Genomic DNA, 16401 nt, shown 5'->3' on the forward strand with positions numbered 1-16401 from the left:
CTACTTGGCCCCTTTAGATAAATATTGCTCCGTGGCTTTATTTAATTCATTTTTTTCGTAATTATCGAGACCTTCATTTGCTCTAGCAAATGTAACCATTAATAAAATAGCAATAATAATGAGTGTTGTAACAATAGGTAACCAATGTTGTTTAATATTCAAAAGAATACCCCCCATTCTTTTCTTTCAGATGAATTGTTTTATCTTTAATATTATTGTAATAACGTTGTGACTCCATACTATTCATATGATCTTTTGTTAATTTTCCATCTGCAGAGCGAACAGGTGTAATTTGAAATTGATGATGCTGACCATCCCAATCATGTTGAACCACTATACTTTTTTGATTTTTTGATAGAAAATCAGTAGAGGTTAAATTTCCTAAACTATAAAAAATACTAGCATGTTTATATTTCTCAATACTTTGTATAACTGTATTATGGCCAATGATTACATCTGCACCTGCATCAACTAATGCATGAGCATAAGCTTTTTGGCGATCTGTTATATTACGTTCGTTAGGAATCCCCCAATCTACGTTCACAACTACAAGATCATTGTTTTCCTTTAAGTTTTTAATTAATGGTACAAAAATTTTGGGATCTAAGCTAATAGATGTCGTATTTTTTAAAGGATCTTCATAATACGATTCAATATCTGTGAACGAAACATTAGCGACTTTTTTATTTTTAACTTTTTGTTGCACTGTTTTACTATTAATTGGATTCGAACCATTTCCAGTTAAAAAATTATAATCTGTTTGTGCTTCAACTTTTTTGGATAAATCTTGCGCTTGTACATTATCTATAGTGCTATTAATTAAATTGATACTTTTAATATTTTGTTTTTTTAAAAACATAATGTTTTCTATGTTTTTGTTTAAATTTTCTTTAGGATTTTTAGAAAATTGGTTCACATATAAAGAAGCTGTGGAAAAATCACTTTGTTGTAATGGCTGTCTTAAACTTTTAAAAACATCATTTAAATTGACCTTTCTGATGTCATTATTCAAAGTGATATTTCCTAAATATGTATTTCTAATACTATTACCTGAATGTGGCATCGTCTCTACAGGTTCAACTTTAACAGCTCGAATAGCAAAAATTAGAAGTACTACTGTGATAACTAAGACAATAAACGTATACAAAAAGTTTCTTCGTTTATGTCGTTTTGATTGCTTAAGTAACCATTCGCTCGCTGATAATCGTTTTTTCTTTTTCATTATTATGCGCTCCTCGCTCGCGATTAATTAATAAAGCTATATAAGAACAAGATGACATAAGTAATACATGTTAATAACATTGTTGTAGCTAATGTAATTACAACACCTTGTTTTTGAATGGTATTGGCAATAATACCAGGAATAACAACTCCGATACCTGAAACTTCTACAACTTCAAATGGAGTGAGTGGATAAATTAAATCAAAAATAAATTTTAGAACCATACCAGTTAAAATCATCGCTGCAAATTTACGTCTACCATAAAGAATGACCCATCTACTAATACCAAACGTAACAATAAAATAAGTGAGACAACTAATGACCAATACAGATAGTAACATAATGGGTTGATCAAAAATAAGTGCTAAATAACCAGGTACAACAAGACCTGCGGGATTAATCCCAAATTTTTCTGCAAAAATTAAACTTAATACAATACCAACAAATAGGGAAAAGTATAACTCCGAACCTATCATTTTATTCTATCCCTTCTATAAATTCTGCTATTTTTCCACCTGGACCATGAATATTTCCAACACAGAATATAAGTGCTTGATGTGATTCATTAAGAATCGCTTTTTCTATATCTGAAAAATCATGATTTTCAAGGTTTATGTATGTTTTTTCAGGTAGACGTTGCATTAAATCTGTAACCATTTGCGTGCTTTTTCCTGTACAAATTAAGGTATCAAATTCGACGTCCTCAATAAAGTTCTCAACGAACTGTCGCGTTCGATCTACCCTGTCAGAACGACAGTTAAGAATCACTACTTTTTTTGTGTAAGGATAATCGTATGATTCCACTTTATTTAATATCGCTTTCGTAGACTGAGGCTCATTAGCAGCAAACGCATTAACAAATACATTTTTTGTGTTATTTGCATTAAAATATTTAATTTCAACCGCTCCAGGATCGGGAGGTGCATTTAACATTCCGCGCAGTGCAACGTCTTTTTCAACTCCTACAGCTTGAGCTACACCTAAAGCGATGGCTACATTATCAGGAAATACTAAATAATTAAATTTTCTTAAGTATGATTCAGGTATATCATTTTTATCTACAACAATAAGTTCAGTTTTACGTTTTTTAGCTTCTTTAGCAAAAAAGTCTGTAAACTCATCCTTCATGACTACTAATTTTCCATTTCGGGGAATCGTTGCAGTAAATGCTTGAGCAATATCTTGAAGTGTCGGCCCTAATACGTCCATATGGTCTTCCATAACATTGACAATGACACCAATATTCGCTTTTACTAAATCTTCTTGAAAGACAATTTGATAATCTGGATTAACTGCCATACATTCATTAACAAGCGCATTGCTTTTTTGCTTAACTACTCTTTGCACAATGTCTCTTTGTTCTCCTATGTTGGCGCCTTGCGGTTTTCTAAGGACAGGATATTCTTTCTCTGTAAACCAATACAACATTCTGGCATCTGTTCCTGTTGTTTTACCAATAACATGATATTGATCTTCTCGCAAAATACTATAAATCATTCTTGTAATGGTTGATTTACCACGAATGCCATTAATATTTATTCGTAAAGGAATCTTATTTAAACGGTGTGTATGTCGCTTTTTCTCTCTGATTCCTAGAAATAATATCAAAGCGATACAAATTATAATGAGAATCAAACTGATGTCCCTCTCTTTAAACATATTTTTTATTTTATTTAATATCATCTTAATGAATGAGTTAAACCCTTTAATAAGGGTATGCTATCATCTTAATATTTAGTCAGCTTTAAAAATGTAAATATTAAGTTAAGAATAGTATAAAATTATAAAAAAGTTAATAGAATATCAATATTTTCTCAAGCAAATTATTGATTATTTCAAATTAATACCAAAAAAATTTAATTACCTTACATTTATTAATAGTAAATTGATAAATATTTACTTCTTATTTACATTTACTTAAAACTCTCATGTTAGTTTATAAGTAAACATTGCTATGACTCTAGGAGGACATAAATGGATAAATCTATGGCTAAACCTGTTAAAATTGCAGTTGGCATTTATCTTGCTTTAGTTTTACTGGCTTGTTCTAGTTATCTCATTTTTATTTTGATTGGCAGTCTACAAGGAAATGACATGAGTCATTCTGTCCTAGATACTGACCATCGTTATATCAACAATCATTCTCAATTTCCTAACGAGACAATCAATAAAAACGAATCATCACACTCGACTTTAAACTTTACTGAAATTAAAAAGGAAGATGTCTTATCTTCACATAACGATACTATTAATACTGAATATAAAGAAACAGATACTAACTCTAGAGAATAATACAAGTTAGTATCTGTTTTTATATTTATATAAAATGCGAATTGGTATGTTACTTACTGCTAGACCATTAATAAGTGACATATTTTTATTGAATTTCGATAAAATTTCCCAACCTAAAATTCGATTTTCATTTTATTTCAAATGCTTAGAATGATACTCATTTTACTCATTATTTTATTATTACTTTTAAAAACAGCCTAGGCAGATGTGATATCAAAAATATTTTATTCTTTATTTGAATGCTTTTAAAAATAACACTAACGTTCAAACTAGTATTTAATCTTTTCCCATTATATTTTTTAGTTGTGTAAAGAACTTTTGACGTTCTGGTAATGGGAAAATAGGATAAATATGGAATAAGTTATACCCTGGTGTAAAATCATGTTCAATTCCTTTATCATTTAACATTTTAGAGAGCTTTAATGCATCTGGATATAGCGTTTCTTTTGTTCCTATAAAAATAGATATACGACCAAGATCTTCTAAATCTCCGTTAATTGGCGATATTTTATAGTCTTCTATTGGCGTATCACCAGACCATAATTGAATGAAATATTTACTTCCTTCAATTCCTAACATAGGATCTATTTTTTCATATTTTTTAGCTTCGGGATTGCTAAATGTTGCATCAAGAACTGGAGACAGCATCACAATATGTCCTGGTTGTGGTAATGGTGTGTCTTTTTTAAGATATTGTGCAAATGATAAAGCAATTTGACCACCTGCTGAATCTCCCATTATCGTCATATGTTGTGGATTTTCTACTTCTAATATTTCTTTTTGATAAATATTTTTTAGTAATTCAAATGTTGTTCGATAATCTCTATGAGGTACTTTAGGATAAACAGGCATAATCACTCGTGCATCCAATTCTCCTGCAAGTTGATCAATAAAATCAAAATGATTCTCTAATGGATCTTGGAACCAAGCACCACCATGAATGTAAAGCACAACATCTTGATGCGGTTCTCTTTTATCATTAACAATATATGTGACAGACCCATTAATACTTCTAGTATGCGCACGATGTTTAAACTCATAATCTGTCCCATCATATTTACCAGCTGTTAAAGGTTTGACTTCCTCTAATGCTTTTTTAGCCTCATTCACATCTTCAAATGTTTTTTTCATTCCAGACATACGAATATATTTTTCAGTAATAAAGCTTTGATAACTGCGTTTTTCTTTTACTTTAATGTAAGCTAAAGTTCCAAGAATTGCAGATGTCGCTACGGTTAACAATCGTTTTTTCATTTTTTAACCTCCTATACTCTATATTATTATATACCTCAGAGTCATTATATTTTAGTAAATCGCTTATTCAACTTTTAAAGATTTAAAAAAATAGTGATACGTGCTATTCTAAATATAATTATCAGAATTTTTATTTTATTTTAGAAAGTAGGTTATGATGAATGAAACGAAATAAAATTGTGCTTATTGGTAGTGGATTCGTAGGTTCTGCCTTTGCACATGCAGTTGTAGATAAAGGACTAGTCGATGAGCTAGCTATTATTGATATTGATGAAGATAAAGCAAAAGCAGATGTATGGGATTTAAACCATGCTACACCTTTTGGAGATAAGTTTGTAGATGTACATCTTGGTTCGTATAGTGATTGTAGTGATGCTGATATCGTCGTCATTTGTGCAAGTGCAAAATTAGATAAAGGCGACACACGTTTAAAATTATTAGAAGATAATGTAAATATCTTTGTGCCTATGATTCAAAAAGTCATTGCTCATGGTTTCGATGGTTATTTTGTACTTCCATCTAATCCGGTCGATATTATGAGTTATGTCATAAAACGTGTGTCTCAATTTCCTAAGAATAAAATTATTGGATCAGGAACTTCATTAGATACAGCCCGCTTCGAATTTTTCTTAAGTCGCACGTTTGATGTGGCACCACAAAATGTCTATGCGCCTGTTATTGGCGAACATGGTGATTCTCAAGTAGCTGTTTGGTCTCATGCTCAAATTGCCGGCGAACCTGTTCTTGATTTACTGAATAAAGGAGTAGACAAAACCACGTTCAAACAATCTATCGCTTCTCAAACTACTCAAGTGGGATATGATATTTACGTTCGAAAAGGTACTACAAACTTTGGCATATCATTAAGTTTAGTACGTATTGTAGAAGCTATTTTATTTAATAAAAATGTGATTATGAATGTTTCAAGTTATCTTGAAGGTGAATATGGATTAAATGACCTTTATATTGGAACGCCAACAGTGATTAACGGTAATGGTGCTGATCGTGTCATTGAACTGACATTAGAAGAAGATGAACTTACTCGTTTCAAACAATCAAGTCATATTATTTTAGAGCATCAACAACGTGCTGATGCTATCATTGAATCAATCTTAAATAAATAGTAAAAAAAAGCCTAAACACAACAATTCACTTATCGTGTTTAGGCTTTCTTAACTTATTTTAAACTCTCATGCATTAAACTTAATTGGTGCTCAAAATCTTGCATATCGATAAAACGTGCTTGTCGATGCATTTCTTTTCCGTCCAAAAATATTAAATCCACTGGAACAGTAAATATAGATAGTTCTCCCGCAATAGCTTCTACATTAGATTGATTGATAACAGCAAAATGTACTTTAGAATAATCATTGACGATATCTTCAATTTGTGGCAATACCGCATGACATACTGAACAATGATTCCGCATAACATGAATCACTACTAATCGATGCGTTTGAATAAATTGATGAAATTGTTCTATACTTTCAATATTTTTAGTCATATTTTCACCTACTTATTTAATTTAACGGTCTAGTTCTCTTATACATATTTATTTTACGATGTTACACTTATTTTTTCATCTAAATCCTCTTGTTAAATACGTTTAACAAGAGTTCAATGATTTTCTCTTCAAAATAGAATACATCTTATTAAATTAATGTTATAATGTTTGTGAAATAATTCACAATTTATATTGGAGGAATCAACATGAAAGCTTACATCTATGAAAAACCTGGCGTAGCTAAGCTCGTCGATAAAGAAAAACCAGTTGTTACGGAAAGTACTGAAGCTATTATTAGAATGGTCAAAACAACAATTTGTGGTACTGATTTACATATTATTAAAGGAGACACACCTGAAGTTCCTCAATATACCACATTAGGTCACGAAGGTATTGGTATTGTTGAATCTGTTGGTTCTAATGTCAATAACTTCAAAGTCGGCGATAAAGTCATTGTGTCTTGTATCTCATCTTGTGGCAAATGTTATTACTGTAAAAAAGGTATCTATGCTCATTGTGAAAATGGCGGTGGATGGATATTAGGACATCTTGTTGATGGTACGCAAGCAGAATATGTGAAAGTCCCTTTTGCAGATAATTCTTTATATCATGCTCCTACTTCTTTATCTGATGAAGCACTCGTGATGCTTTCAGATATTTTACCGACTGGTTATGAAATTGGTGTATTAAAAGGAAAAGTAAAACCTGGTAGCACTGTTGCTATTGTAGGTGCTGGACCAGTTGGATTAGCTTCTTTATTAACTGCTCAATTCTACTCACCTTCAAAAATAATTATGATTGATTTAGACGATCATCGTTTAGCTACAGCCAAAAAATTTGGCGCGACTCATACAATTAATTCTAGTCATGTGAATGAAACAATTCAACAAATCAAAGATATCAATCATCGTGGCGTCGATGTTGCTATTGAAGCAGTTGGTATTCCAGCAACATTTGATTTATGTCAAAAGTTGATTGGCGTCGATGGAACAATTGCTAATGTTGGTGTTCACGGCTTACCCGTTCAATTTGATATCGAAAAATTATGGATTAAAAATATCAACATTACAACGGGTTTAGTTTCTGCTAATACCACTGAAGAATTGTTGGAAGCTCTCAAATCTAAAATCATTCAACCAGAACAACTCGTGACACATTATAGTAAATTAAGTGACATTGAAAATGCTTATGACTTATTTAGAAATGCTACAGATCATAAAGCGATTAAATTATTAATTGAGAATGATATAACTGAATAATGTTGTATATTAAATAAAAAATAAGGGGGACAGCATTCTTTTTGAATTCGTCGCCCCGCCATGGCAAAGAGGATTAGAATTGAAAAACTTGAGACCACACCTTTTCAATTCAGTCATCGACTGTCAACACATTAAAAATGCCTGAGACACATATGATGTCCCAGGCTTGTTTTATTACTTAATTGTCATAATGCGTTTACCAGCATCTACTGAATCAACATCATCGAATGTTAATGTTTTATCACCTTGATTTGTAATAATCACTGGTGTAACGACACTTGGCGCATGTTCTTTTAAGTATGCTAAATTAATTTTCATTAATGGTTGACCTTGTGTGACAGGTTCATTGACATCGACTAAACTTTCGAAACCTTCACCATTCAATTTCACTGTATCGATACCAATATGAATTAATACTTCAATTCCTGTATCAGATTCTAAACCGATGGCATGTTTCGTTGGGAAAATCGTTTTAACTGTACCATCAAATGGTGCTACAATTTCGCCTTTTTCAGGAACAAATCCAATACCGTCACCCATCATTTTTTCTGAGAATACTTTATCTGGCACTTCAGATAATGGAATTATATGACCTGTACCTGGTGCATAGATATCCGTTTCTTTTACCTCTTCCAACTGTACTGGCTCATCTGATGTATCTTCAGTCACAGTGGTTTCACTAGGTTTTGTGATATCTCCATTCATAATGCGTGCCATATCATGTTTAATTTGATCTGATTTAGGACCAAAAATCGCTTGCATATTATTTCCTACTTCAAGCACCCCTGAAGCACCAAGCGCTTTTAGTCCTTCAACGTCTACTTTAGATTTATCATTGACTTCAACACGTAAACGCGTAATACAAGCATCTAAATGTTTGATATTTTCTTTACCGCCCATTGCATCTAACACATCAAATGGTAATTTACTTGCAGATGTATTAGCTACAGAGGCTTGTTTATCTTCACGACCTGGCGTTTTAAAGTTGAATTTAACAATTAAGAATCTAAATACAACATAATAAATAACAGCGTAAACTAATCCTACTGGAATCACTAACCACCATGGTGTTTTATTTGGAAGAATACCTAATAAAACAAAATCTATGAATCCTCCAGAGAATGTATATCCTAGATGTAAATGTAGTAGATAAAGTGTTAAAAATGATAATCCATCAAGTACTGCATGAATAAAGAATAATAATGGTGCTACGAATAAGAATGAAAATTCTAACGGTTCAGTAATACCAGTTAAGAATGATGTTAAAGCTGCTGATAACATCAAACCTCCAACTACCTTTTTATTCTCAGGTTTAGCTGTTTGATAAATTGCTAATGCTGCTGCTGGTAATCCAAACATCATAACAGGAAATTCACCTTGCATGAATTTACCTGAAGTTAAATGAACACCTTCACGTATTTGCTCAATAAAAATACGTTGATCTCCTCGAATAATTTCTCCAGCTGCATTTTTCCAAGAACCAAATTCAAACCAGAATGGCGCATGGAAAATATGATGTAAACCAAATGGAATAAGTAATCGTTTAATAAATCCAAATAAGAATACTGCCAATCCAGTATTAGAATCTAACAAACCTGTACTAAATGCATTTAATCCATTTTGAATGAATGGCCAAATCCAAGCCATTGGGAAAGCTAAAATAAACGATGTCGTTGCCATCATAATCGGCACAAAACGTTTACCCGCAAAGAACCCTAAATACGATGGTAAGGAAATATTATAAAACTTGTTATAACACCAAGCTGCTAGAGCCCCTATAATAATTCCACCAAACACTCCAGTTTGAAGTGTAGGTATGCCTAAAACATTTGCGAATCCTTTAGATGGATCTTCCAATTGTGCTGGTGTAACATTTAAGAATGCTCCCATGGTTTTATTCATAATAATAAATCCGACAAAAGCTGCAATGGCTGCTACACCATCTCCACCTGCTAGTCCTATTGCTACACCGAGTGCAAAAATGATAGGTAAGTTATCAAAAATAATACCACCAGCACCTGTCATCATATTAGCAATATTTTGAATTACTCCATTTTTAATAAATGGAAGATATTGCTGTAATGCTTCACCTTGAAAAGCTGTTCCAATTGCTAGTAATAATCCAGCTGCAGGCAAGATTGCCACAGGTAACATCAATGCTTTACCAATACGTTGCAATTGTCCAAATAGCTTTTTAAACATTTTGATTCAATCCTTTCAATATATCTTTTTTACGCATTAAAAAAGCATGACCAAATAAGCCCATCATTTATGACAAAAATAATGATAGCTTATCTGCTCATGCCTAATCGAATAGTAACACGCAGTTCTTTTTTAACAATTTAATTATACCTATAATATAAAGCGTTTTCAATATCTTTTTTACTAATATTTTACATTTTTTATAATTTAAATATTCATAAAAAAACACTGACAAAAGCATTACTTTCGTCAGTGTGTCGAATCTATTTCTTATAAGAAACGTTTAGCAGCTACAGAGATTGGTGGTACTTTATCAAAGTCAAATTCTTTATCTTCTGTGATAGATCTGTAAGCCCATTTACCATAACCATATGCTTCTTCGTTAACGATTTGACCTGGTAATGGCGCAGCATTTGGATCAACATGTACATCAACAACAGTTGGTACATTTTCATTTAATGCTGCTTCAACAATTTCATCAATACGGTTAGGGTCTTTTAATACATAACCTTTACCACCAGCAGCTTCAGCGAATTTAGCATGATCCATATCAGAGAAGTCAATGGCATATTCTAATTCACCAGCAGCTTGTTGTTCATATTTGATAAATGATAATTGTTTGTTATTTAATACGAAGACTGTCATTGGTAAATCGTATTGAACAGCAGTTGCGAAGTCTTGCATTACCATTTGGAATGCACCGTCACCAGTAATTGCAATTGCTTGACGACCTGGGTAAGCAATATTAGAAGCAAGAGCACCTGGAAGACCGCAACCCATTGTACCTAACCATGCTGAGATAATAAATTTATTATTAACATTTAAGTCTAAGTAACGTGTACCCCAAACAGTTGAAGTACCAACATCGATTGAGTATACAGCGTCATCTTTACTGTAATCATTGATAGCTTTCATTAAACGTTCTGGACGAATTGGAGCACTTGTATTATTCATGTCTTTTTCCATCCATTTATCCCATACAGCTTTACGTTTTAACGTTTTGTCTAAGAATGAACGATGAGGTACTGGTTTGATTGCTTCAGTTAATTGATGGAATGCTAATTTAACGTCACCAACAATACCAACATTAATATCGAAACGTTCACCAATTACGTTTGGATTTGTATCGATTTGAATCGCTTTAATATTTTTCTTAGGTAAGTAATTTGCATAAGGGAAGTTAGTACCAGCCATGATTAATAAATCAGCATCTTGAATAGTTTGGTAAGACGTTTTTGTACCAATTTTACCTAAGTTACCCACACTGTATGGATGTGAATCAGGTAAAACAGTTTTAGCTGGTAATGTATGAATTACAGGGATTTTAGCTGCTTCAATGAAGTCTTGTAATTCAGTTGAAGCATTTTTTGCACCTACCCCAACAAGCATAACTGGTTTTTTACTTTTGTTAATTAATTTAGCAGCTTTTTTAATGCTACGATAAGATGGTGTTGGTAACACTGGTCTAGACGTATCTACTGGACGATTTGTAGTGTCTTTAATTTTTTGAGTTAATAGATCATTTGGACAAATAATAACTGCTACACCATTTTTTTCATATGCAGTACGAATCGCTTCATTTGTAATTTCAAATAAGTCATCACCTTTTTGAACTTGGTGATGGAATACTGCTACGTCGTCAACCATTTTAGAAATGTTAGTTTCTTGGAAGAATTTTGTACCTAATAATGTACTATTCGTTTGACCTGTAATAATAAGTTGAGGTACACGGTCCATTTTAGCGTCATACATACCATTTAATAAGTGAACAACCCCAGGTCCACCAATACTTAAAGCTACACCGATTTTACCTGTTAACTTTGTATATGCTGCAGCTGATAAGCTTGCAACTTCTTCATGACGTACATGATAAAATTTGAAAGTATCTCTAACTGTTCTTAAATTATCTACTACTGCATCAACTGAGTCACCTGGAATACCCCATAAGTGATCAATATCCCAAGCTTGTAATGCTTTAACTAATGCTTCATTTGCTTTAATTTTCGCCATTGATTAAATAGCCCCTTTCCTAAATATACATTTTATTTCTGTATTCCCTTTAGTAAAACAACTTAATCATAATTGGAATAAGAATTGAACTAATAACTGCTGTTAAAATCATTCCAATTGAGCTAAATGCGCCAGATTCGATGTCGTGTTCTAACGCTTTTGCAGTTCCAAAAGCATGTGATGCATTTCCGTATGTTAAACCTCTCGCGATTGATGTTTTAAATTGACCAACCTTAAGTAGCATTGAACCCATCATACTACCTATCAATCCAGTAGTAATGATAAACAGTACTGTAATCGTATCTGTACCTCCAAGTTCTTGAGAAACTTCAATTCCTACAGCAGCTGTGATTGATCTAGGTAATATAGTTACGATTGTTTCTTCTGAGTAACCTAATAACTTTAACGAACTAAACACTAACACAAAATTCAATATCACGCCAGCCATGACGCTTGAAAAAATGACCCCAATATTTTCTACAATCTTATCTTTATTTTTATAAAGTGGATAAGCAAGACATACAACAGTGGCATTTAATAGATGGTTAATCCATTGACCGCCAATCATGTAATCGTGATAGTTTTGACGTGTTAAAAGTAAAACAATAATTATTCCAAGTGAACCGATTAATGCTGGATTCAATAATGGGTTATTATATTTACGTTGTAATATTTGAGCAAGTTTATACATTACAACAGTTAATAATATCATTAAAACGCCTTTTAATATATCCATTTTTAATGATTTCCTTTCTTAGTATGAGGTTTTTTCTTAGACATTGTTTCAGCAATAAATCCAGAAACAAGTGCCACACAGCTTGTACCAATAATAATCAAGAGGAAGAAAATAATATAACTTGTAGTGATATTAGAAACAATATCCATAATTCCTACAACTGAAGGAATAAAGAAGAAGACCATTGTGGTTAATAAGAAGTCGGCTCCTTTAGAAACCCATTCAACACGAATAATTTTAAAATGTAATAAAATATAAAATAATATCATACCGATAATACTTCCTGCTAATGGTATATGTAGCCATTTTTGTAGCAGTGAACCTATAATACTAATCGCTACCACCAATACGATTTGAAGAATAATCTCTATAATATTTAATGCTTTTTTCAAAACGACTGACCTCCATAAATTTGTCGAATTTGTTACAGCGATTTTTTAGTCTATATTCAAAATTGTAATCTATATTGATAGATTATAAAAATATTGATTTTATATATAACTTATAGTTATTTTCTATGGAACCGTTTTAAAAATAAAAAAATAGTGAGAGAACCTACGTTAAGGTTTTTCACTATTTGTAAAAATGAATCGTTTACTTGTTTTCCAATCTCTCAGTCATAAATTTTATCCATTTAGAAGTGGCATAACTTAAAAGTTTATCTTTTTTCCAAATTGCTCCAAGTTCCCAGCTCATACCTGAGTCTTCAATTTTTATACTTTTAATCTCATCTTTTAACATCTTGGCAATATGTTCTGGTAAAATACTAACGCCTAATCGTGCTATTACTAAATATTCGATGAAATTCCATTGTGATACATTGGACACTGTATTTGGGATAAAACCAGCATTTTTTGCAGCAGCTATAATTTTATCATTAAGATAAAAGTCCTCATTGAATAATATAAAATCTTCATTTTTCAAATCAGCCATAGTCACAGATGAACGCTTAGCTAACTGATGTTCTTCACTCACTATAAGTCTTAAATCTTCACTATATAAAGACACATAATCAAATGTGTTCTCATCTATAGGAATGGTCGTAATGCCAATGTCTATTTGATCGTTAATCAAACGATTTTCAATCGATTTACCCCCACTTTCATTAAGACTATAGGTAACGTTTGGATATAATTTATGAAACTCCGCCAAAATATTAATAAACTGTTGCATATCCATCACTGCTGACATCCCAATATTAATATGACCTGTTTCTAAACCAAGCAAGCCATTAATTTCATTTGGAATATTATCATATAATGCTAAAATTTCTTCACATTTTTTATAAAACACTTTTCCTGCATCTGTAAGAACTAAATAACGTTTTTGTCGATCGAATAAAGGCATGTCTAATTCTTTTTCAATATCTTTTATTGCTTTACTTATAGTTGGTTGAGCAATATATAAAGATTTAGAAGCATTTGTCATACCACCTTGATTCACAACTTCCATAAAATATTTCATATGCTTGATATCCAATTGCTCACCTTCTTAAAAAATTCTTTTTTTATTATACATTATTTTTGTAAGAAAAATGTAAATTCATTCAATTTGAATTCATTCGATAACTTACTCAAATATGTATACTTTATGGAAAAATAATATTTATAAATAAATTATTTTTCATATAAACAAAACTATATTTTCAAATTACAAAAAATGTTATAATCAAAATCGGCTCAAGCGAATATGAGGTGATGAATTGAGCTTTTACGAATTTATGCAAAATTTTATAGGCGATGACACACCATTAGGTGAATTGGTAAATTGGATTAATCAAGATAACACTTTTCCTAAAGACGTGAAGAGCCAAAACGAAATATTGCTATATTTTCGAACAAATCCGTGTCTTGAAAACATACCGGTGACTAGTGTTAAAAGAGCATTAGCTGTTTTTAACCAATTCACAGATGTATGATTTCAACAAAATGTAATTATACATTACATGGAAGTATCATCTCACTAAGGCGCCATCGTGGCGTCTTTTTTTATACAAAAATTTAGCTACAGTATATTACGTATATTTCAGAAGTATTACAGTTATTTGTATAATTCATTTCTTATATTGTATTACAACTTTTTAAATAATATTATTATTTTAGATTTTAAATTATTTGATTTTTAAGGAGAACTTAATGAAAATTAAAACATTCATTTTACGTCTAATATTAGCTACGACAATTATTTTTACTGGAACTTATACATATCAAAATGTTGAACATACACATACTTCTGAAGCAGCTGGTTATAACTATTATAATAAATATCAATGTACTTGGTGGGCATATCAACGCCGTGTTCAATTAGGTAAACCTGTTTCAAATCAATGGGGCAATGCCAAAAACTGGTACTATAGAGCTCAACGTGCTGGTTATAGAACAGGACATAAGCCTAAACGCTATGCTATTATGCAATCAACTGCAGGATATTACGGTCATGTTGCCATCATTGAACGTGTTTACAGTAATGGAAAAATTCTTGTTTCAGAATATAATTATAACCGTCCGCTAGCATACAGTACGCGATATATTAGTGCATCTGCTGCGCGTAATTACAATTACATTTATTAATTGACATAACATAATAAGCCATGAAAGTTTAGTGATGGAATCTCTTCCATTTCTAAATTCTCATGGCTTATTTTTAAGATTGACGTATTGATTTTAAAATACGTTTAGCCGCTTCGGTATTTGCTTTAGGTTCTTGTTTAAGTTGCTCAGCAACTTTTGAAATTTCTTCACCTTTAGCGCCTACAACCATCGCTAATGATTTATATTGCAAACTCATATGTCCTTTTTGAATACCTTCTGAAACAAGGGCTCTACAAGCTGAAAAGTTCTGTGCTAAACCTACTGCAGCCACTACATGTCCTAATTCTCTAGCAGACTCAACGTTGAGTAAGTCTAGAGAAGCTTTCGCGACTGGTAATACTTTCGTTCCTCCGCCAACGATGGCTAAAGTCATCGGTACTTCAATTGTGCCCACAAGACGTCCACGGGCTTCATCATATTTCCACGTGGCAATGCCTCTATACTGACCATCACGTGCTGCATAAGCATGCGCACTTGCTTCAGCACCTCGTGTATCGTTACCTGTAGCTAGAACAACGGCATGAATTCCATTCATGACTCCTTTGTTATGTGTTGCTGCCCGATGAATATCGACTTGTGCAAGCACTGACGCACGCTCCATTCTCTTAGCTACTTCTTCACCAGAATAATCGCCGCGATTTAAATCATTGATATCAATCTCACCTTCTACCCTTACAACAGAAGACGTTGCATGATTAGATAAGATACTCATTAATATCTCTTGATCTGTTAACTCATTTTTTAGATAGGCTGTCACTGCTTCTAAAATGGTATTAAGCATATTTGCGCCCATCGCATCTTTAGTATCAACAAATACTTTAAGAGATAATAACTGTTCATTAGGAAACGCATCTATATCAATACCACGATAGCCACCCCCACGACGGATGATAGAAGGATAGGCTTTATCTGCAATACGTTTAATTTGGTTTTCTTGTTTTTGAATGCGTTGTGTTAAGTCTTCTGTATCTTTAACATCATCAAATACGATTTGTCCAATCATCAATCGTTCACTTTTTATCGTTTTAAATCCTCCAGTTTGGTTAACAAGTTTCGCTCCATAACTCGCAGCAGCAACAACTGACGGCTCTTCAACCATCATAGGTACCACATATTCTTTCTCATCTACGATAATTTTAGGTAATAATCCAACTGGTAACGTACCCTGGCCAATGACATTTTCGATGAGACTGTTTGCCACTTCCTCATCAATAACTGGATTGCTTAATAATGTTTGATAATTCGTTTTATCTAACCATCCGTAGTCTACTAATTGTTTTAATTTATCTTCTCTTGATAAATGACGAAAGTTTTTATCTAAACTTTTCATA

The 16401-nt window shown here is 32.2% G+C and carries 17 protein-coding genes; 5 read left to right on the forward strand and 12 right to left on the reverse strand.

Annotated elements, in window-relative coordinates:
* From HMPREF2953_RS11510 to pgsB, 4 genes are read right to left on the reverse strand one after another with little or no spacing between them, the layout of a single operon-like run.
* Nucleotides 1-162, reverse strand: coding sequence for a hypothetical protein (locus tag HMPREF2953_RS11510; protein ID WP_002488200.1), 162 nt, complete (start codon nucleotides 160-162; stop codon nucleotides 1-3).
* Nucleotides 152-1222, reverse strand: a complete 1071-nt coding sequence (locus HMPREF2953_RS09190) for a CapA family protein (RefSeq protein WP_070672992.1) — start codon at nucleotides 1220-1222, stop codon at nucleotides 152-154. Before HMPREF2953_RS09190 ends, HMPREF2953_RS11510 begins: the two co-directional genes overlap by 11 nt.
* 23 nt (nucleotides 1223-1245) lie before the next feature.
* Entirely contained in the window at nucleotides 1246-1698 is a 453-nt protein-coding gene (gene pgsC, locus HMPREF2953_RS09195) for a poly-gamma-glutamate biosynthesis protein PgsC (RefSeq protein ID WP_002488291.1), read from the reverse strand.
* A gap of 1 nt (nucleotide 1699) precedes the next feature.
* Nucleotides 1700-2857 carry a poly-gamma-glutamate synthase PgsB gene (gene pgsB, locus HMPREF2953_RS09200; protein ID WP_070672993.1) on the reverse strand — a complete coding sequence of 386 codons (1158 nt, stop codon included), beginning with the start codon at nucleotides 2855-2857 and terminating at the stop codon, nucleotides 1700-1702.
* A gap of 339 nt (nucleotides 2858-3196) precedes the next feature.
* On the opposite strand from pgsB, the gene HMPREF2953_RS09205 reads away from it, so the two are divergent.
* Complete coding sequence (locus HMPREF2953_RS09205) at nucleotides 3197-3514, forward strand: hypothetical protein (protein ID WP_053091104.1); 318 nt, start codon at nucleotides 3197-3199, stop codon at nucleotides 3512-3514.
* A gap of 276 nt (nucleotides 3515-3790) precedes the next feature.
* On the opposite strand, the gene HMPREF2953_RS09210 is transcribed toward HMPREF2953_RS09205, so the two are convergent.
* Nucleotides 3791-4768, reverse strand: coding sequence for an alpha/beta hydrolase fold domain-containing protein (locus HMPREF2953_RS09210; protein ID WP_070672995.1), 978 nt, complete (start codon nucleotides 4766-4768; stop codon nucleotides 3791-3793).
* Between the two features lie 161 nt (nucleotides 4769-4929).
* Here HMPREF2953_RS09210 and HMPREF2953_RS09215 point away from each other — a divergent pair, with 161 nt between their 5' ends.
* Nucleotides 4930-5892: an L-lactate dehydrogenase gene (locus HMPREF2953_RS09215; protein WP_070672997.1), complete on the forward strand. Its 963-nt coding sequence runs from the start codon at nucleotides 4930-4932 to the stop codon at nucleotides 5890-5892.
* Nucleotides 5893-5945: 53 nt separating this feature from the next.
* On the opposite strand, the gene HMPREF2953_RS09220 is transcribed toward HMPREF2953_RS09215, so the two are convergent.
* Complete coding sequence (locus tag HMPREF2953_RS09220) at nucleotides 5946-6272, reverse strand: thioredoxin family protein (RefSeq protein ID WP_017175066.1); 327 nt, start codon at nucleotides 6270-6272, stop codon at nucleotides 5946-5948.
* 206 nt (nucleotides 6273-6478) lie between these two features.
* Between HMPREF2953_RS09220 and HMPREF2953_RS09225 the strand changes: the two genes are divergently transcribed.
* A complete protein-coding gene (locus HMPREF2953_RS09225) occupies nucleotides 6479-7531 on the forward strand; it encodes a zinc-dependent alcohol dehydrogenase family protein (protein ID WP_070672998.1) in 1053 nt (350 codons plus the stop codon).
* 174 nt (nucleotides 7532-7705) lie between these two features.
* Here the strand turns inward: HMPREF2953_RS09225 and ptsG are convergent, their stop codons facing one another.
* The 5 genes from ptsG to HMPREF2953_RS09250 all read right to left on the reverse strand — a co-directional run bounded on the left by ptsG (nucleotide 7706) and on the right by HMPREF2953_RS09250 (nucleotide 13958).
* Nucleotides 7706-9733: a glucose-specific PTS transporter subunit IIBC gene (gene ptsG / locus HMPREF2953_RS09230; protein ID WP_002449343.1), complete on the reverse strand. Its 2028-nt coding sequence runs from the start codon at nucleotides 9731-9733 to the stop codon at nucleotides 7706-7708.
* 270 nt (nucleotides 9734-10003) lie between these two features.
* A complete protein-coding gene (locus tag HMPREF2953_RS09235) occupies nucleotides 10004-11743 on the reverse strand; it encodes a pyruvate oxidase (protein ID WP_049334757.1) in 1740 nt (579 codons plus the stop codon).
* Between the two features lie 49 nt (nucleotides 11744-11792).
* Nucleotides 11793-12479: an LrgB family protein gene (locus HMPREF2953_RS09240; RefSeq protein WP_002449420.1), complete on the reverse strand. Its 687-nt coding sequence runs from the start codon at nucleotides 12477-12479 to the stop codon at nucleotides 11793-11795.
* 2 nt (nucleotides 12480-12481) lie between these two features.
* On the reverse strand, nucleotides 12482-12871 hold the full coding sequence (locus tag HMPREF2953_RS09245; protein WP_002449529.1) for a CidA/LrgA family protein: 390 nt from the start codon (nucleotides 12869-12871) through the stop codon (nucleotides 12482-12484).
* A 202-nt stretch (nucleotides 12872-13073) separates the two neighbouring features.
* The gene (locus HMPREF2953_RS09250; protein WP_019835139.1) at nucleotides 13074-13958 is read right to left on the reverse strand and encodes a cidABC operon transcriptional activator CidR; all 885 of its coding nucleotides are present in this window, start codon (nucleotides 13956-13958) and stop codon (nucleotides 13074-13076) included.
* A 223-nt stretch (nucleotides 13959-14181) separates the two neighbouring features.
* Here HMPREF2953_RS09250 and HMPREF2953_RS09255 point away from each other — a divergent pair, with 223 nt between their 5' ends.
* Together HMPREF2953_RS09255 and HMPREF2953_RS09260 are read left to right on the forward strand one after the other, a co-directional pair.
* A complete protein-coding gene (locus HMPREF2953_RS09255) occupies nucleotides 14182-14397 on the forward strand; it encodes a sterile alpha motif-like domain-containing protein (RefSeq protein ID WP_002454831.1) in 216 nt (71 codons plus the stop codon).
* Nucleotides 14398-14614: 217 nt separating this feature from the next.
* Nucleotides 14615-15049: a CHAP domain-containing protein gene (locus HMPREF2953_RS09260; RefSeq protein ID WP_070673000.1), complete on the forward strand. Its 435-nt coding sequence runs from the start codon at nucleotides 14615-14617 to the stop codon at nucleotides 15047-15049.
* A 73-nt stretch (nucleotides 15050-15122) separates the two neighbouring features.
* Here the strand turns inward: HMPREF2953_RS09260 and HMPREF2953_RS09265 are convergent, their stop codons facing one another.
* The gene (locus tag HMPREF2953_RS09265; RefSeq protein ID WP_070673002.1) at nucleotides 15123-16400 is read right to left on the reverse strand and encodes a hydroxymethylglutaryl-CoA reductase, degradative; all 1278 of its coding nucleotides are present in this window, start codon (nucleotides 16398-16400) and stop codon (nucleotides 15123-15125) included.
* Nucleotide 16401: the final 1 nt, after the last annotated feature.

This window comes from Staphylococcus sp. HMSC072E01 (genome assembly GCF_001814125.1).
GTDB lineage: Bacteria > Bacillota > Bacilli > Staphylococcales > Staphylococcaceae > Staphylococcus > Staphylococcus hominis.